Annotated in this window: 13 protein-coding genes; 9 read left to right on the top strand and 4 right to left on the bottom strand. The window is 71.8% G+C overall.

Annotated elements, in window-relative coordinates:
- Window positions 1-239 precede the first annotated feature (239 nt).
- Window positions 240-3,227 (top strand): bifunctional [glutamine synthetase] adenylyltransferase/[glutamine synthetase]-adenylyl-L-tyrosine phosphorylase, encoded by a 2,988-nt coding sequence (locus AB0424_RS05755; RefSeq protein ID WP_366302496.1) that lies wholly within the window; start codon window positions 240-242, stop codon window positions 3,225-3,227.
- Between the two features lie 21 nt (window positions 3,228-3,248).
- Here AB0424_RS05755 and AB0424_RS05750 read toward each other — a convergent pair whose 3' ends face one another.
- Both AB0424_RS05750 and AB0424_RS05745 read right to left on the bottom strand, forming a co-directional pair.
- Window positions 3,249-4,076: a DUF4344 domain-containing metallopeptidase gene (locus AB0424_RS05750; RefSeq protein WP_366302495.1), complete on the bottom strand. Its 828-nt coding sequence runs from the start codon at window positions 4,074-4,076 to the stop codon at window positions 3,249-3,251.
- A gap of 199 nt (window positions 4,077-4,275) precedes the next feature.
- A complete protein-coding gene (locus AB0424_RS05745; RefSeq protein ID WP_366302494.1) occupies window positions 4,276-4,884 on the bottom strand; it encodes a TetR/AcrR family transcriptional regulator C-terminal domain-containing protein in 609 nt (202 codons plus the stop codon).
- A 105-nt stretch (window positions 4,885-4,989) separates the two neighbouring features.
- Here AB0424_RS05745 and AB0424_RS05740 point away from each other — a divergent pair, with 105 nt between their 5' ends.
- Together AB0424_RS05740 and AB0424_RS05735 are read left to right on the top strand one after the other, a co-directional pair.
- Window positions 4,990-6,528, top strand: a complete 1,539-nt coding sequence (locus AB0424_RS05740; RefSeq protein WP_366302493.1) for an APC family permease — start codon at window positions 4,990-4,992, stop codon at window positions 6,526-6,528.
- Window positions 6,438-8,006, top strand: coding sequence for an amidohydrolase (locus AB0424_RS05735; RefSeq protein WP_366302492.1), 1,569 nt, complete (start codon window positions 6,438-6,440; stop codon window positions 8,004-8,006). The genes AB0424_RS05740 and AB0424_RS05735 overlap by 91 nt, the downstream gene beginning before the upstream one ends.
- Here the strand turns inward: AB0424_RS05735 and AB0424_RS05730 are convergent.
- Both AB0424_RS05730 and AB0424_RS05725 read right to left on the bottom strand, forming a co-directional pair.
- Entirely contained in the window at window positions 7,990-8,892 is a 903-nt protein-coding gene (locus AB0424_RS05730; protein WP_366302491.1) for a phosphatase PAP2 family protein, read from the bottom strand. The genes AB0424_RS05735 and AB0424_RS05730 overlap by 17 nt on opposite strands.
- Before the next feature lie 75 nt (window positions 8,893-8,967).
- The gene (locus AB0424_RS05725) at window positions 8,968-10,002 is read right to left on the bottom strand and encodes a LacI family DNA-binding transcriptional regulator (protein WP_366302490.1); all 1,035 of its coding nucleotides are present in this window, start codon (window positions 10,000-10,002) and stop codon (window positions 8,968-8,970) included.
- Between the two features lie 366 nt (window positions 10,003-10,368).
- Here AB0424_RS05725 and AB0424_RS05720 point away from each other — a divergent pair, with 366 nt between their 5' ends.
- The 6 genes from AB0424_RS05720 to AB0424_RS05695 all read left to right on the top strand — a co-directional run bounded on the left by AB0424_RS05720 (window position 10,369) and on the right by AB0424_RS05695 (window position 18,197).
- Complete coding sequence (locus AB0424_RS05720; RefSeq protein ID WP_366302489.1) at window positions 10,369-11,646, top strand: extracellular solute-binding protein; 1,278 nt, start codon at window positions 10,369-10,371, stop codon at window positions 11,644-11,646.
- Window positions 11,647-11,675: 29 nt separating this feature from the next.
- Window positions 11,676-12,686 (top strand): sugar ABC transporter permease, encoded by a 1,011-nt coding sequence (locus AB0424_RS05715; protein WP_366302488.1) that lies wholly within the window; start codon window positions 11,676-11,678, stop codon window positions 12,684-12,686.
- A complete protein-coding gene (locus AB0424_RS05710) occupies window positions 12,680-13,558 on the top strand; it encodes a carbohydrate ABC transporter permease (protein WP_366302677.1) in 879 nt (292 codons plus the stop codon). Before AB0424_RS05715 ends, AB0424_RS05710 begins: the two co-directional genes overlap by 7 nt.
- A gap of 50 nt (window positions 13,559-13,608) precedes the next feature.
- A complete protein-coding gene (locus AB0424_RS05705; RefSeq protein WP_366302487.1) occupies window positions 13,609-15,276 on the top strand; it encodes an alpha-amylase family glycosyl hydrolase in 1,668 nt (555 codons plus the stop codon).
- Entirely contained in the window at window positions 15,264-16,355 is a 1,092-nt protein-coding gene (locus tag AB0424_RS05700; RefSeq protein WP_366302486.1) for a LacI family DNA-binding transcriptional regulator, read from the top strand. Before AB0424_RS05705 ends, AB0424_RS05700 begins: the two co-directional genes overlap by 13 nt.
- A gap of 123 nt (window positions 16,356-16,478) precedes the next feature.
- A complete protein-coding gene (locus AB0424_RS05695) occupies window positions 16,479-18,197 on the top strand; it encodes a carbohydrate-binding module family 20 domain-containing protein (protein ID WP_366302485.1) in 1,719 nt (572 codons plus the stop codon).
- The last annotated feature ends 30 nt before the right edge of the window (window positions 18,198-18,227 follow it).

The following is an 18,227-nucleotide window of genomic DNA, read 5'->3' as shown; positions in this document are numbered from 1 at the left end:
CCGCGTCGAGGGCGGGAGGCTCCCGCGTGCAGCAAGACGGACCTTCTAGACTTACGGTTCATTCGCCCGGAAAGAGATCTTTGTGCGCGATCTCACGCGTGGGACGCCGTGGCGTGCGCCACGTCCGCGCCCGACCGGCCGGACTCCGACGCGAGGTGACCGTCGGTCGGGGACGCCCGCGGCCCCCGCGCCGGATAGGCTCGGTCCTCGGGGCTGACCTGCTCGGAGGGAGCGGCGGAATGACGGTGCCGGGACGCAGGAGCAGTACGTTCTCACGTCTGCTGCGGCACGGGTTCACCGACCCTTCGGGAGCCGAGGAGCTCCTCGACGCGCCGGAGCTCTCCGCACTGCGCGACGACTCCGTCCTCCTCGACTCCCTCGGGGCCACCGCCGACCCGGACCTCGCCCTGCGCGGCCTGGTCCGGCTGGCCGAGGCGCAGCCCGAGACCGAGCGGCAGACCTTCACGACCACGCTGCTCTCGGCCAAGCCGTTCCGCGACCGGCTCCTCGGCGTCCTCGGCGCCTCCGAAGCCCTCGCCGACCACCTGGCCCGGCACCCCCGCGACTGGGAGTCCCTCGTCACCTACGAGGCGGTCGACCTGCACCCGGGCATCGCCGAGTTCGAGCAGGGCCTCGCCGACGCCGACGACGCGGTGTCGCTGCGCGTCTCCTACCGCCGCTGCCTGCTGGCCATAGCGGCCCGTGACGTGTGCGGCACCACCGACGTCGCCCAGGCCGCCGCCGAACTCGCCGACCTGGCGACGGCGACCCTGCGGGCCGCGCTCGCCATCGCCCGGTCCGCCGCGCCCGCCGACGCCGCCCAGTGCCGGCTCGCCGTGATCGCCATGGGCAAGTGCGGCGGCCACGAGCTCAACTACGTCTCCGACGTGGACGTGATCTTCGTCGGGGAGCCCGTCGACGGGGCCGACGAGGGCAAGGCGATCCAGGCCGCGACCCGGCTCGCCTCCCACCTGATGCGGATCTGCTCGGAGACCACGGTCGAGGGAACCATCTGGCCGGTCGACGCCAACCTCCGCCCCGAGGGCCGCAACGGTCCCCTCGTCCGCACGCTCTCCTCCCACCTGGCCTACTACCAGCGCTGGGCGAAGACCTGGGAGTTCCAGGCCCTCCTGAAGGCCCGCGCGGTGGCCGGCGACCCGGAGCTGGGCGCCCAGTACATCGACGCCGTCTCACCGCTCGTCTGGCAGGCGGCCGAGCGCGACAACTTCGTCCCCGACGTCCAGAAGATGCGCCGGCGGGTCGTCGACAACATCCCCGTCGCCCACGTCGAGCGCGAGCTGAAGCTCGGCCCCGGCGGTCTGCGGGACGTCGAGTTCGCCGTCCAGCTCCTCCAGCTGGTGCACGGCCGCAGCGACGCCACCCTGCACAGCGGCACCACCCTCGACGCGCTGGCCGCGCTCGCCGCCGGCGGCTACGTCGGCCGGGCCGACGCGGCCCAGCTCGACGAGGCGTACCGCTTCCTGCGCGCCATGGAGCACCGCATCCAGCTCTACCGGCTGCGCCGCACCCACCTGGTGCCCGAGGACGAGTCCGACCTGCGCCGCCTCGGCCGCTCCCTCGGCCTGCGCACCGACCCGGTCGCCGAGCTGAACAAGGAGTGGAAGCGGCACGCCGCCGTCGTCCGCCGGCTGCACGAGAAGCTCTTCTACCGGCCGCTGCTCGACGCGTTCGCCCAGCTCGCCCCCGGCGAGATCCGGCTCAGCACGAAGGCGGCCGGCCAGCGCCTCGAAGCCCTCGGGTACCAGGACCCCGCCGCCGCGCTGCGCCACCTGGAGGCCCTGGCCTCCGGGGTCAGCCGCAAGGCCGCCATCCAGCGGACGCTGCTCCCGGTGCTGCTCGGCTGGTTCGCCGACTCGGCCGACCCGGACGCCGGACTGCTCGGCTTCCGCCGCGTCTCGGACGCCCTCGGCAAGACGCCCTGGTACCTCCGGCTCCTCCGGGACGAGGGCGCCGCCGCGGAGAACCTCGCCCGGGTGCTCTCCGCCGGCCGCCTCGCCCCCGACCTGCTGCTGCGCGCCCCCGAGGCGGTCGCGCTCCTCGGCGACCCGGAGGGGCTGAAGCCGCGCGGCCGGGACCACCTGGAGCAGGAGGTGCTGGCCGCGGTGGGTCGCGCGGACGACGCCGAACAGGCCGTCGCGGCGGCCCGCGGGGTGCGCCGCAGGGAGCTCTTCCGCACGGCCGCGGCCGACCTCATCGGCTCGTACGGCACCGAGGACAGCCCCCGCGAACCCGACCCGGGCGCCCTGGTCGACCGGGTGGGGGAGGCCGTCACCGACCTCAACGCGGCGACCATCGCCGGCGCCCTGCGGGCCGCCGTCCGCGCCGAGTGGGGCGAGACGCTGCCGACCCGGTTCGCGGTCATCGGCATGGGCCGCTTCGGCGGCCACGAGCTGGGCTACGGCTCCGACGCCGACGTCCTGTTCGTGCACGAGCCGCGCGAGGGCGTCGACGAGCAGGAGGCGGCCCGGGCGGCGAACCGGGTGGTCGCCGAGATGCGCCGGCTGCTCCAGCTCCCCACCACCGACCCGCCGCTGCTCATCGACGCGGACCTCAGGCCGGAGGGCAAGAGCGGCCCCCTGGTCCGCACCCTGAAGTCGTACGCGGCGTACTACCGCCGCTGGTCCCTGGTCTGGGAGAGCCAGGCCCTGCTGCGCGCCGCTCCCATGGCGGGCGACATGGACCTCGCCGCCCGCTTCGTCGACCTCGTCGACCCGCTGCGCTATCCCGCGGAGGGCCTCGGCGAGGACGCGGTCCGCGAGATCCGTCGGCTCAAGGCCCGGATGGAGTCCGAGCGGCTGCCGCGCGGCGCCGACCCGACGCTCCACGCCAAGCTCGGCCGCGGCGGCCTCAGCGACGTCGAGTGGACGGTCCAGCTGCTCCAGATGCGGCACGGCTGGGCGGAGCCCGGACTGCGGACGACCCGCACCCGCGAGGCCCTCGCCGCCGCGCACGCGGCCGGTCTGATCCCGACCGAGGAGGCGCAGACGCTGGACGAGGCATGGGTGCTCGCCACCCGTGTCCGCAACGCGGTGATGCTGGTGCGCGGCCGGCCCGGCGACACCTTCCCCTCCGAACCGCGCGAACTCGCGGCGGTCGGAAGGTACTTGGGGTATGCACCCGGGCATGTCGGCGAGATGGTCGACGACTACCGGCGCATCACCCGCCGGGCCAGGGCCGTCGTCGAGGAGCTGTTCTACGGCGCGTAGCCCCGGGCCCCGGGCACCGCTTCAGCCCTTCAGATAGGGCTGGAGCAGGGTGCTCCAGGCCCGGTCGATCTTGGCGAACTCCTCCGGGCACCCGGCGGCCCGGCTCTGCGGGAGCGGACCGTCGGGGTTGGCGTCGGTGCGCACCGCGCCCTGGAAGGCGGCCGGGTCGGAGCCGTACAGCCAGCAGATGGCGTTGTAGTACCGCTGGGCGTCGAGCGAGTGCTCGTCGGGGAGTTGCGCACCGAGCTCGCCCTGCGAACTGCTCGCGGCGAGGGCGCCCCATGCCTCGATGGCGCTCACCGCGTACCCCTGGTGCACGGGGTCGCCGGCGAGGAGGAGGGTGGCGAGCTGGTCGGCCGCGTCCTCCTCGCGGCCGGTGGCCGGCAGGTCGTAGATGTCGATCAGGGCGTGCGCGAACTCGTGGAAGACGACGCTGTTGGAGATGCCGATGAGGTCGTCCTCGGTGGCCCGGCTCCGCTGGGCCTCGGTGCCGGCCGTGTTCTGCGCGTCGAAGATCCCCCGGTAGTGGCCGACGAGTTCGTAGCAGAAGGCGATGCCCTGACTCCGGGGGTCGTAGAAGGCGTTGATCTCGCCGCAGCTCTGGGCCGTCACCGGTACGTCGCGGGGGAGTCCGATGAGGGCGTTCGCGTGGGCGGCCGCGCCTTCGAGGACCTCGTTGCGCTCCAGGAACCGCTGCTCCGTCAGATCCGGCGCCGTCTCGGCGGGCGCGTAGCCGGCGACGAGAACTCCGGGGCCGGGGACGGCCGGTGCCGCGGTGGCGGTGGAGGCGCCGAGTGCCAGGAGGACCGCGGCGCCGAGGGCGGACGCCCCTGTCCGGTGGAATCGCATCCTGTGCCTCCCGCTCCGGGTGAGGAGTGCCTGCGGGTGCGGCCGGAGCCGTGCGGAGTCCTGTGCGGTGCCCTTGCGCTGCGTGATCGGCGAGGCGCCCGGGAGGCCGCACAGCCCCAGGATAGGCCCGCCGCCCGGGCCGGGCACGTGCACGGCCCGGGCGGGGAGCCGCCGCCGGGAGGTGGTGCGGCGCCGTCGGCTACGCGCCGTCGAGCAGGGTCCGGACGTGCGCCAGGTATCCCGTGAGCGCCAGCTCGAACGCCTGGTCGGCGCGGCCCTCGGGGACCGCGCCGAGGGCCCGGGCGAGGTGGGGGGTGGCGGTCTCGTCGGGGAGTTCCCACATCGCCTCGGGGGCGGCCAGGTCGAGGGCCGAGCCGAGGACGAGGTTCTCCAGGGCGATGATGACGGGCATGACGTCCGGCAGCGCGAACCCGGTGTCGAGCAGCCGGCGGACGGCCTTCTCGTACTGGCGGAGGACCTTCGGGGCGCGGACCGGCGAGGTGGTGAGCAGCGGGATCGCGCGCGGGTGCGCGGCGAAGGCGGCCCGGTAGGAGCGGGCCCAGGCGGTGAGGGCGGCGTCCCAGGGCTCCGCGTCGAGGGAGGCGTCGTCGATGCCGGCGGCCACCCGCTCGCGCAGCAGCTCCACGATCCCGTCCCGGCCGTCCACGTGGTGGTAGACGGAGGCGGTCTGCACCCCGAGGCGGCGGGCGATCTGCGGGACGCTGAACTCGCCCTGCTCGTCGACGATGTCGAGCGCCGTCGTGGCGATGCGCTCCCGGTCGAGGAGGGGTCTGCGCGGCCGGCCCATGAAGCGTCACTCCCTGTCCAGGTCTTCCCGAATCGATGAACGCGAGGCTACATTGCGCAAACCGAAAGCCTTTAGGTTTCCTGTCGCGGAAAGGCTTCCCCCGCCATGTCCACACCCACCCCCGACGAGCCCCCGGGGCTGAGAACCGGCACCCTCACCACCGCCGACATCTCCTTCTTCGTCGTCTCCGCCGCCGCACCGCTCACCGTCATGGCCGGCGTCGCGCCCGTCGCGATCCTGCTCGGCGGCATCGGCGCCCCCGTCGGCTACCTCCTCGCCGGCCTCACCCTCACCGTCTTCGCCGTCGGCTTCACCACCATGAGCCGCCACGTCCGCAGCGCCGGCGCGTTCTACGCGTACATCACCCGCGGCCTCGGAACCCCGATCGGGATCGCCGCCGCCCTCGTCGCCATGCTCGGCTACAACGGCATGGAGATCGGCGTCTACGGCCTGCTCGGCTCCGCCACCTCGGACACCGCCGCCTCCCTCGGCCACGACGTCCCCTGGCTGCCCGTCTCCCTCGCCGGCCTGCTGCTCGTCTGGTACGGCGGCTACCGCTCCATCGACTTCGGCGCCAAGGTCCTCGGCGTCCTCCTCGTCGCCGAGACCGGCATCCTCGTGCTCCTCGCCGGCGGCGTCCTCCTCGACGGCGGAGCCCACGGCCTCTCCCTCGCCGGCCTCGCCCCCGGGCACGTCCTCACCGGCGGCACCGCCGCGGTCCTGGCCTGCGCCTTCGCCGCCTTCACCGGCTTCGAGTCCACCGTCATATACCGGCGCGAGGCCCGGAACCCCGAGCGCACCATCCCCCGCGCCACCTACATCGCGGTCGCCTTCCTCGGCCTCTTCTACGCCTTCGTCGTCTGGACCGTGATCCAGGCGTTCGGCGAGGACAAGGTCGTCCAGGCGGCGGCCGACGACCCTGGCGGCCTCTTCTTCGCCGCCATCACCACCTACGTCGGAGCCTGGGCCGCCGACCTGATGCACCTGCTCATCATCACCAGCGTCCTCGCCTCGCTCCTCGCCTTCCACAACGCCATCAACCGCTACACCCTCTCCCTCGCCGAGGAGGGCGTGCTGCCCCCGGCGCTCGGCCGGATCCACCCCCGCCACCGCTCCCCGTACGTGGCCGGAGCCCTCCAGACCGTCCTCGGGGCCGCCGTCGTCCTCGCCTTCGCCCTGGCCGGCGCCGACCCCTACCAGCAGCTCCTGCTCTGGGTGAACACCCCCGGCATGATCGGCCTGATGGTCCTCCAGCTGCTCGCCGCGCTCGCCGTGCCCTGCTTCTTCCGGCGGATCGACCACCGGGAGGGCGCCCTGCGCACCGTCGTCGCCCCGGTCGTCGCCTTCGTCCTGCTCGCCGGGGCGATCGGCCTGGTCACCGCCAACGTCGACCTGTTCACCGGGGCCTCGACCACGGTCAACACCGTGCTCGTCTCCCTCGTCCCCGCCGTCTTCCTCCTGGGCCTGGTCCTCGCGCACCGGCTCCGCCGCACCCGCCCCGAGACCTACGCCCGCTTCGCCGCCGAACCCGCCACCGAAGGAGCAGACCCCTCGTGTCCGCACCCGACCTCGTCCTCGTCAACGCCCGCGTCCGCGATCCCGGGCCCACCGGCCACACCGCCGTCGCCGTCCATGGCGGAGTGATCACCGCCGTCGGCACCGACGCCGAGGCCCGCGCCTGGGCCGGACCCGGCACCGAGACCGTCGACCTGGCCGGCGCCACCCTCACCCCCGGCCTCACCGACGCCCACAGCCACCCCGTGTGGGGCCTGGAGATGTTCACCGGCACCGACCTGTCCGGCGTCGCCGACCTCGAAGGACTCCGGGCGGCCCTGCGCACCGCGGAACGCCACGAGGGCTGGGTCCTCGGCTTCGGCCTCGACCACAACGCCTTCGGCGGACGCCCCGTCCACCACGAACTGATCGACGACGTCCTCGACGGCGCCCCCGCCCACCTGCGGCTCTACGACGGCCACTCCGTCCTCGCCAGCGCGAACGCCCTCAAGGCCGCCGGCATCGAGGGCCCCCGCGCCTTCGCCCAGCACTCCGAGATCGTCTGCGGCCCCGACGGCCGCCCCACCGGGCACCTCGTCGAGCACGCGGCCATGGACCTGATGACCCCGGTCCTGCCCGCCCAGCCGTACGCCGAGCGCCGGGCCCGGCTCCTCGGACTGCTCGCCGGCATGGCCGCCACCGGCCTCACCTCCGCCCACGTCATGGACCTCGGCGGACACGACGTCCCCGGCCTGCTCGGCGCCCTGGAGGAGGACGGCGACCTGCCGCTGCGCCTCCGGCTGGCCCCCTGGTGCATGCCCGGCGCGACCGCGGAGGAGCTGGACGCCCTGGTACGGCTCCAGGAGCGGGCCGGCCGCATGTGGAGGGTCGGCGGCGTGAAGTTCTTCATGGACGGCACCGTCGAGGGCGGCACCGCCTGGCTGGAGCACGCCGACTGCCACGGACAGGGCACCGCCGCCTTCTGGCCGGACCCCGAGACGTACTCCGCCGCCGTGGGCCGGCTCCACCGCGCCGGCGTCGGCACCGCCACCCACGCCATCGGCGACGCCGCCGTCCGCCACGTCCTCGACACCGTCGAGGGACTCGGCACGGGCGGCCCCCGCCACCGGATCGAGCACATCGAGACCGTCCCCGACGACCAGCTCGGCCGCTTCGCCGCGCTCGGCGTCGTCGCCTCGATGCAGCCCCCGCACACCGCGTACACGCGCGCCGACCACACCGACGAGTGGTCACGGCGCCTCGGCGAGGAGCGGGCCGCCCGCGCCTGGCGCTGCCGCGACCTGCGGGACGCCGGCGCGCACCTCGCGCTCGGCTCCGACTGGCCCATCGCCCACTACGACGCCCGGCAGGTCCTCGCCACCGCCCGCGCCCCGCGCGGCGCCGCCTCGGCCCGCCACGGACTGACCGGCCTGATGGCGCTGGAGGGGATGACCACGCACGCGGCGCTCGCCGCGGGGGAGGAGACGCTCGCCGGCCGGATCGCCCCCGGCTTCCGGGCCGACCTCACCGCCTTCACGGTGGACCCGGTCGAGGCCCCGGCGGACGAGGCCGGCCAGGCCCCGATCCGCCTCACCGTCGCCGGCGGCCGCGTCACTTACCGGAGCTGACCTGCCGCTCGGCGTCGCTCCCGCGGTCCGTCCCCGCCGGGGGCGGACCGCCCCGCAGGACGGGACCGGCCGGCTCCACCAGCCGCGGCAGCCGGTGCGGCCGGGAGCCGTACCAGCAGTAGGAGACGCCGAAGCCGAAGGCCAGGCAGATCATGCCGCCGACCGCGTCCAGCCAGAAGTGGTTGGCCGTCGACACGATCACGACGAGGGTGGCCGCCGGGTAGAGCAGGCCGAGGATCTTCGCCCAGGGCGCCTTGGCCAGCAGGAAGATCGTCACTCCGCACCAGAGCGACCAGCCGATGTGCATCGACGGCATCGCCGCGTACTGGTTGGAGACGTGCTTCAGGTTGCCCGAGGCCATCGAGCCCCAGGTGTGGTGGACGAGCACCGTGTCGACGAAGTCCTGGCCGTTCATGAGCCGGGGCGGCGCGAGCGGATACAGGTAGTAACCGACCAGGGCCACACCGGTGGTGGCGAACAGGACGGTCCGGAACGCCGAGTAGCGGCCCGGGTGCCACCGGTACAGCCAGACCAGCACACCGATGGTCACGATGAAGTGCAGCGTCGCGTAGTAGTAGTTCATCGAGACGATGAGCCAGGTCACCGAGTTCACGGCGTGGTTCACGGCGTGCTCGAAGGCGAGCCCGAGGGACTCCTCCGCCCGCCAGATCCAGTCGGCGTTCCTGAGCGCCTGGGCCTTCTGCTCCGGCACCGCGTTGCGGATGAGGGAGTAGGTCCAGTAGCTCACCGCGATCAGCAGGATCTCGAACCAGATCGTGGGGCGCCGGGGCGTGCGCGCGCGCAGGCGCGACAGCCTGCCGTCGGCCACCATGGGTGACGACGGGGTCGTCCGGTCGTCCAAACTCTTCACGGTCGTTTCACCCATAGGGAGAGAGTCTGCCAGATCCCCACCCCCCGACTGATCATCCCTCGGTCGGGTGCGGGGCGCACCCCCTCCGTCTCAGGAAGGAGTGCGCGCGGGGGACGGCGCTGAGGCCGTCGAACCGCGAACGACCAGCTCAGGCATGAAGACGAACTCGGAGTGCGGGGCCGGGGTGCCCCCGACCTCCTCCAGCAGCGCCCGGACCGCGGCCTGGCCCATCGCCTGCACGGGCTGGCGGATGGTGGTCAGCGGCGGGTCGGTGAAGGCTATGAGCGGAGAGTCGTCGAAGCCGACGACGGAGACGTCCCTCGGCACGTCGAGCCCCTGCTGCCGGGCGGCCCGGATCGCGCCGAGCGCCATCATGTCGCTCGCGCAGACGATCGCCGTGCAGCTGCGGGAGATGAGCGCTCCGGCGGCCGCCTGGCCGCCCTCCAGGGTGTAGAGGGAGTGCTGGATCAGCTGCTCGGACTCCTCCGGGCCGAGGCCGAACCGCTCCTCCATGCCCTTCTGGAAGCCCTCTATCTTGCGCAGCACCGGCACGAACCGCTTCGGTCCGACGGCCAGCCCGATCCGGGTGTGGCCGAGCGCCGCCAGGTGCGTCACCGCGAGCCGCATCGCCGCCCGGTCGTCGGGCGACACGAAGGGCGCCTGGACCTTGGGGGAGAAGCCGTTGAGGAGGACGTACGGGACGCCCTTGCCGCGCAGCTGGTCGTAGCGCGTCATGTCGGCGGTGGTGTCGGCGTGCAGCCCGGAGACGAAGATGATGCCGGCGACGCCGCGCTCCACCAGCATGTCGGTGAGCTCGTCCTCGGTGGACCCGCCGGGGGTCTGGGTGGCGAGGACCGGCGTGTACCCCTGCCGGGTCAGGGCCTGCCCGATCACCTGCGCGAGCGCGGGGAAGATCGGGTTGTCCAGTTCGGGGGTGATCAGGCCGACGAGGCCGGCGCTGCGCTGGCGGAGGCGTACGGGACGCTCGTAGCCGAGCACGTCGAGCGCGGCGAGGACGGATTCGCGGGTGGCCGCCGCCACGCCGGGCTTGCCGTTGAGCACGCGGCTGACCGTGGCTTCACTGACCCCCGCCTGGGCTGCGATGTCGGAGAGCCGCGCGGTCATGGGAAAGGACTGTACCGGTCACAGCGCGTATTTCCCACCGGTTCCCCGCACCCGGACCCGACCGCAAGGTTCGAGCCTTTGCGCAAGGTCTTGCAGGGTTTGCGGGTGCCTTTCGAGGGGGCGACCGGGGCGAGTGAGGTCGATTCGCGTGCGAGATGCCCGATACGGACCCTGTCAAGCGGCCCGTCGGCAACCTTCGGGACACGCGGATGTAACGATCGCCGTTCCTTGCAGAAAATCCACGCAAGCTCTTTCGGCTCGTTTTCATCCCTGTTACGTTCCTGGCAACCCGGAGCGCCGCGAGGGAGCGGTCGCATGAGGAAGGTTCCAGCCCCTCGTCTCCCCGGGATCATCGAAGGAGTTCACATGCGGCGTGGCATAGCGGCCACCGCGCTGGTCGCGGCCCTGGGCGTGACCCTGGCGGCGTGCGGTAGTGACGGCGGTTCCAACGACGGCGGCGCGAAGGGCTCGGGCGAGCTCTCCGGCACCGTGACCTGGTGGGACACGTCCACGGTCGGCTCCGAGGACAAGGTCTTCAAGAAGGTCGCCGAGGACTTCAAGAAGAAGCACCCCAAGGTCACCGTCAAGTACGTCAACGTGCCCTTCGGTGAGGCGCAGAACAAGTTCAAGAACGCCGCGCAGTCCGGCTCCGGCGCCCCCGACGTCATCCGCTCCGAGGTCGCCTGGACCCCCGAGTTCGCGGACCTCGGCTACCTCGCCCCCCTCGACGGCACCCCCGCCCTCAAGGACGCGGACGACTTCCTCAAGCAGGCGTCGGCCTCCACCCAGTACAAGGGCAAGACCTACGCCGTCCCGCAGGTCATCGACTCCATGGGCATCTTCTACAACAAGAAGATCTTCAAGGAGGCCGGCGTCGAGGTCCCCAAGACCATCGCCGACCTGAAGACCGTCTCCGCCACGATCAAGAAGAAGACCGGCAAGACCGGCCTCTACCTGCGCGGCGACGACGCCTACTGGTTCCTCTCCTTCCTCTACGGCGAGGGCGGCGACCTCGTCGACGCCGAGAAGAAGACGGTCACCGTCGACAGCCCCGCCGGCGTGAAGGCGTTCAAGACGGTCAAGGACCTGGTGGACTCCGGCGCGGCCAAGACGGACGCGACCGACGGCTGGAACAACATGCAGACGGCCTTCAAGGACGGCAAGGTCGCCATGATGATCAACGGCCCGTGGGCCGTCTCCGACACCTACGCCGGCAAGGAGTTCGCGGACAAGGCGAACCTGGGCATCGCCCCGGTCCCGGCCGGTTCCGCCGGACAGGGCGCCCCGCAGGGCGGTCACAACCTCGCCGTCTACGCCGGTTCGAAGAACCTCGACGCGTCCTACGCCTTCGCCGAGTACATGACCTCGGTCGAGACCCAGGCGACGATCGCGAAGGAGCTCAGCCTCCTCCCGACCCGTCAGTCCGTCTACATCAAGCCGGACGTCGCGACCAACGAGATGATCACCTTCTTCAAGCCGGTCGTCGACAAGGCCGTCGAGCGCCCCTGGATCCCGGAGACCGGCAGCCTCTTCGCGCCGCTCGTCACCGAGTACACCAAGGTCCTGACCGGCCAGACCACCCCCGAGGCGGGTGCCAAGACCACCGGTGACGGCTACCGCAAGCTCCTGAAGGACTGGAAGTAGCAGGAAGAGGAAGGAAGGCAGGCCGGCTGATGGCTGTGGACACCCCCAGCCAGTCGGTGGTGAAGGCCGCGGGCGACAGCGCCCGCGGCCGGAGCCGCGGAACTGGTAAGCCCCGGGGCGGGGCGAAGCGCTCCCTCTCCACCCACTGGTACGCCTGGGCGATGGTCGCCCCGGTGTCCGTCGTGATCGCCGTGATCATCGGCTATCCGCTGGTCCGCGGCATCTTCCTGTCGCTGACCGACGCCAACGAGCGGAACGTCGAGCGCTCCATCGGCGTGAACCACATCCCGTCCAGCTACGAGTTCGTCGGCCTGGACAACTACGCCGACGCGCTGACGGGCGGCCAGTTCCTCTCCACCCTGGGCTGGACGCTGGTGTGGACGGTGTCCTGTGTGTCGCTGACCTTCGCCCTGGGCCTCGCCCTGGCCAACATCCTCAACCGGAAGATCGCCGGCCGCTCCGCCTACCGCCTGATGCTCATCCTGCCGTGGGCGGTACCCGGCTTCGTCTCCGTCTTCGCCTGGCGCTTCCTCTACAACCAGGACAACGGTCTCCTCAACAAGATCCTCGCGGGCGGCGGCATCGACGCCGTGCCGTGGCTGAACGACCCCACCTGGGCCAAGGTCTCGGTCATCGCGACCAACGTCTGGCTCGGCGTCCCGTTCATGATGGTCGCCCTCCTCGGCGGGCTCCAGTCCATCCCCGGCGAGCTGTACGAGGCCGCCGAGATGGACGGCGCCAACGCCTGGCAGCGCTTCCGTCACATCACCATGCCCGGGCTCAGCTCGGTGTCGACGACGGTGGTCCTGCTCTCCACCATCTGGACCTTCAACATGTTCCCGGTGATCTTCCTGCTCACCCGGGGCGGGCCCGGCGAGGCGACCCAGATCCTCGTCACCCAGGCGTACAAGTTCTCCTTCGAGGTCAGTCCGCGCGACTTCGCCCAGTCGTCGACCTGGGGCGTGCTCATCCTGGTCCTCCTGATGCTCTTCGCCGCGGTCTACCGGCGAGTCCTCCGCAAGCAGGGAGAAGTCTGGTGACCACCACGACCCCCGCCCGTCACGCCGCGCCCGCCAACACCCCGATCCGAGGCCGCCGCTCGCCGCTGGCCTCGGTCGCGCTGCACGTCACGCTGATCACGGCGTCCGTCATCGCCGTCTTCCCGGTGCTGTGGGTGCTGCTGACCTCGCTGAAGCCCGCGAAGTACGCGATCACCACGGACTTCTTCAAGGAGACGACGTTCGAGAACTACACGAACCTGCTGAGGGACACCCCGTTCCTCACCTGGTTCGGGAACTCGCTCCTCGTCGCCGGACTCACCACCGTCATCGGCGTCTTCGTCTCCGCCACCACGGGCTACGCCGTCAGCCGCTTCCGCTTCCCCGGCAAGCGCGGACTGATGTGGACCCTGCTCGTCACCCAGATGTTCCCGGTCGCCGTCCTCATCGTGCCGATCTACAACATCATGGCGTCGATGGGCCTGCTCAACCAGCCGGTCGGCCTGGTCGTCACCTACCTGACGATCGCCGTCCCGTTCTGCGCGTGGATGATGAAGGGCTTCTTCGACACCATCCCGCGCGAGATCGACGAGTCCGGATACGTCGACGGCCTCACCCCCTTCGGCACCTTCTGGCGGCTGATCCTGCCGCTGGCCAAGCCGGGCATCGCCGTCACCGCGTTCTACTCCTTCATCACCGCCTGGGGCGAGGTGGCCTACGCCTCCGCCTTCATGGTCGGAGACGAGAACCTGACGCTCGCCGGCGGACTGCAGAAGTTCGTCAACCAGTACGGGGCGCAGTGGGGCCCGATGGCCGCGGCCTCCGTGCTGATCGCCGTCCCCGCCGCCCTGGTGTTCCTCTTCGCCCAGCGGCACCTGGTCACCGGCATGTCGGCCGGTGCCGTCAAGGGCTGACGGCCCTGAGCACCCCGCCCGAACGCACCTCCTTACCTCCCAGGGAAGACATGACCCAGCACCTCGCCACCCCGGCCGACGCCCCCACCACCGGCACGCACACGGGCTGGTGGAGAGACGCGGTGATCTACCAGGTCTACCCGCGCAGCTTCGCCGACGGCAACGGCGACGGCATGGGCGACCTGGAGGGCATCCGCAGCCGGCTGCCGTACCTCAGGGACCTGGGCGTCGACGCCGTCTGGCTCTCGCCGTTCTACGCCTCGCCGCAGGCCGACGCCGGCTACGACGTCGCCGACTACCGGGCCATCGACCCGATGTTCGGCTCGCTCCTCGACGCCGACGCGGTGATCCGCGAGGCCCACGAACTGGGCCTGCGCATCATCGTCGACCTGGTGCCCAACCACTCCTCCGACCAGCACGAGTGGTTCCAGCGCGCCCTGCGCGAGGGCCCCGGTTCGCCGCTGCGCGAGCGCTACCACTTCCGTGCCGGCAAGGGCGGGAACGGCGAACTGCCGCCCAACGACTGGGAGTCCATCTTCGGCGGCCCGGCCTGGACGCGCACCGAGAACCCGGACGGCACGCCCGGCGACTGGTACCTCCACCTCTTCGCCCCGGAGCAGCCCGACTTCAACTGGGAGCACCCGGCCGTCCGCGACGAGTTCCGCTCGATCCTGCGCTTCTGGCTCGACATGGGCGTCGACGGCTTCCGCGTGGACGTCGCCCACGGCCTGGTCAAGGCCGCCGGCCTGCCCGACATCGGCGCCCACGACCAGCTGAAGCTGCTCGGCAACGACGTCATGCCCTTCTTCGACCAGGACGGCGTCCACGAGATCTACCGCACCTGGCGCACCGTCCTCGCCGAGTACGACGGCGAGCGGATCCTCGTCGCCGAGGCGTGGACCCCCACCGTCGACCGCACCGCCCACTACGTGCGCCCCGACGAGATGCACCAGGCGTTCAACTTCCAGTACCTGGGCACCCACTGGGACGCGGCGGAGCTGCGCACGGTGATCGACGCCTCGCTGGACGCGATGCGCCCGGTCGGCGCCCCCACCACCTGGGTGCTGTCCAACCACGACGTCACCCGGCACGCCACCCGCTTCGCCAACCCGGCGGGCCTCGGCACCCAGCTCCGCGACGCCGGCGACCGAGAGCTCGGCCTGCGCCGGGCCCGTGCCGCGTCGCTGCTGATGCTGGCCCTGCCCGGCTCCGCGTACGTCTACCAGGGCGAGGAGCTCGGCCTGCCGGACGTCACCGACCTGCCCGACGAGGTCCGCCAGGACCCCTCCTTCTGGCGCGCCAGCGGCCAGGACGGCTTCCGCGACGGCTGCCGGGTGCCGATCCCGTGGACCGTCGAGGGCTCCTCGTACGGCTTCGGCGACGGCGGCTCCTGGCTGCCGCAGCCCGCCACCTGGGGCGGGCTGAGCGTCGAGGCCCAGGCCGGCGACCCCGGCTCCACCCTGGAGCTGTACCGCAGCGCGCTCGCCGTGCGCCGCGAGCGCCCCGAACTCGGTGCGGGCGAGACCGTCGAGTGGCTGGAGGCACCCGAGGGTGTGCTCTCCTTCCGCCGCGACGGTTTCGTCTGCACCGCCAACACCACCGGCCGGGCCATCACCGTCCCGCTGCCCGGCCGGTACCTCCTGTCCAGCGAGGAGATCCGCGTCGTCGACGACGAAGCGGAGATCCCCGCCGACACCACCGTCTGGTGGGCGGTGTGACGATCCCCCTGCCGCGGGGCGCCGGACACGGCGCTCCGCGGCTCGCGGACATCGCGGCCCAGTCCGGGGTCAGCGAGGCCACGGTCAGCCGCGTCCTCAACGGCAAGGCGGGGGTGGCCGGCGCGACCCGGCACAAGGTGCTCGCGGCGCTCGACGTGCTCGGCTACGAGCGTCCCGTACGGCTCAAACGCCGCAGCGCGGGCCTCGTCGGGCTCGTCGTGCCCGAGCTGACCAACCCGATCTTCCCGGCCTTCGCGCAGGTCGTCGAACAGGTCCTCGCCGGGCACGGCTACACGCCGGTGCTCTGCACCCAGATGCCCGGCGGCGCCACCGAGGACGAACTCGTCGAGCAGCTCGTGGAGCGCGGGGTGGCCGGCATCGTCTTCCTCTCCGGGCTGCACGCGGACGCGACCGCCGACCCGGCGCGCTACGCCCGGCTGGCCGCCCGGGGCGTGCCGTTCGTCCTCATCAACGGCTACAACGAGCACATCGACGCCAACTTCGTCTCGCCCGACGACCGGGCCGCGGCCCGGATGGCCGTCCGGCACCTGGTCGAGCTCGGCCACGAGCGGATCGGCCTCGCCATCGGACCCACCCGCTACGTGCCCTCGCGCCGCAAGGCCGAGGGCTTCGCCGCCGAGCTGTACGAGCTCCTCGGCGTGGAGCGGGCCGACGCCGAACGGTTCATCAGACCCACGCTCTTCGGTGTCGAGGGCGGCCACGCGGCCGCCGAGATCCTGCTGGGCGAGGGGTGCACGGGGATCGTCTGCGCCTCCGACCTGATGGCGCTCGGTGTGATCCGCGCGGTCCGCGCACGCGGTCTGGAGGTGCCCGACGACGTCTCCGTCGTGGGCTTCGACGACTCCCCGCTGATCGCCTTCACCAGCCCGCCGCTGTCCACCGTGCGCCAGCCGGTGCAGGCGATGGCGACCGCCGCCGTCGGCGCGCTCCTGGAGGAGATCGAGGGAAACCCGGTGCAGCGCACGGAGTTCGTCTTCCAGCCGGAGCTGGTGGTCCGGGGCTCCACGGCGCAGCCGCCCGCCAGGGTTTCGGCGGTGTTTCCGCAAGTCCTTTCGTAACAAGTTGCGGAGGGGCGTCCGGAGGGTTGACCGGGCGTCGGGGCGCTCGTACGGTCACGGCTGAAAACAGTTGCTGAAGTTTTCGGCAACTTCTTGCGACACTGATGTCGTACAGGAGGAAGCATGGCCAGAAGAACCGTGGCCGCTGCACTCGCCCTCGTGGCGGGAGCTGCCGCTGTGGCCGTCACGGGAAACGCCCCGGCGCAGGCCACACCGCCCGGCGAGAAGGACGTCACCGCGGTGATGTTCGAATGGAACTTCGCCTCGGTGGCCCGTGAGTGCACCGAGCGCCTCGGCCCCGCCGGTTACGGATACGTCCAGGTCTCCCCGCCCCAGGAACACCTCCAGGGCGGCCAGTGGTGGACCTCGTACCAGCCGGTCAGCTACAAGATCGCCGGACGTCTCGGCGACCGCACCGCCTTCAAGAACATGATCGACACCTGCCACGCGGCCGGCGTCAAGGTCGTCGCCGACTCCGTCATCAACCACATGGCGAACGGGTCCGGTACGGGAACGGGCGGGACCCCGTTCTCCAAGTACGACTACCCGGGCCTCTACTCCGGCTCCGACATGGACGACTGCCGCTCCTCGATCTCCAACTACCAGGACCGCGCCAACGTCCAGAACTGCGAACTGGTCCAGCTCCCCGACCTCGACACCGGCGAGGACTACGTCCGCGGCAAGATAGCCGGCTACCTCAACGACCTGCTCTCCCTGGGCGTCGACGGACTGCGCATCGACGCCGCCAAGCACATGCCGGCCGCCGACCTCGCCAACATCAAGTCCCGGCTGACCAACCCCGGGGTCTACTGGAAGCAGGAGGCCATCCACGGCGCGGGCGAGGCCGTCTCCCCGAGCGAGTACCTCGGCACCGGCGACGTCCAGGAGTTCCGCTACGCCCGCGACCTCAAGCGCGTGCTGCAGAACGAGAAGCTCTCCTACCTGAAGAACTTCGGCGAGGCGTGGGGCTACATGCCCTCCGGCCAGTCCGGCGTCTTCGTCGACAACCACGACACCGAGCGCGGCGGCGACACCCTGTCCTACAAGGACGGCGCCTCCTACACGCTCGCCTCCGTCTTCATGCTCGCCTGGCCCTACGGCTCCCCGGACGTCCACTCCGGCTACGAGTGGACCGACAAGGATGCCGGACCGCCCAACGGCGGCCAGGTGAACGCCTGTTACAGCAACGGCTGGAAGTGCCAGCACGCCTGGCGCGAGATCTCCTCCATGGTCGCCTTCCGCAACACCGCGCGCGGACAGGCCGTCACGAACTGGTGGGACAACGCCGGCAACGCGATCGCGTTCGGCCGCGGCTCCAAGGCGTACGTGGCCCTCAACCACGAGTCCTCGGCGCTCACCCGCACCTTCCAGACCTCGCTGCCCGCCGGCTCCTACTGCGACGTGCAGTCCGGCAGTGCCGTGACGGTCAACTCGTCCGGCCAGTTCACGGCCACCCTCGCCGCCAACACGGCCCTGGCCCTGCACGTGAACGCCACCACCTGCGGCGGCACCACCCCCACCACGCCGCCGACGACGACCCCGCCCGCCACCGCGGGCGCCTCGTTCAACGTCAACGCCACCACGGTCGTCGGCCAGGACATCTACGTCACCGGCAACCGCGCCGAGCTCGGCAACTGGGCCCCGGCCTCCGCCCTCAAGCTCGACCCCGCCGCCTACCCGGTGTGGAAGCTGACCGTCTCCCTGCCCGCCGGAACGTCCTTCGAGTACAAGTACATCCGCAAGGACGCGGCCGGGAACGTCACCTGGGAGTCCGGTGCCAACCGCACCGCGACCGTGCCCGCCTCGGGCCAGGTCGTCCTGAACGACACCTTCCGCAGCTGACCCCTCCTCCCCGCCAGGGCCGCCCCACCC

The organism is Streptomyces sp. NPDC051180, assembly GCF_040689545.1.
GTDB lineage: Bacteria > Actinomycetota > Actinomycetes > Streptomycetales > Streptomycetaceae > Streptomyces.
The sequence above is the reverse complement of the archived record's forward strand: the minus strand, read 5'-3'. Positions and strand labels throughout refer to the sequence as shown.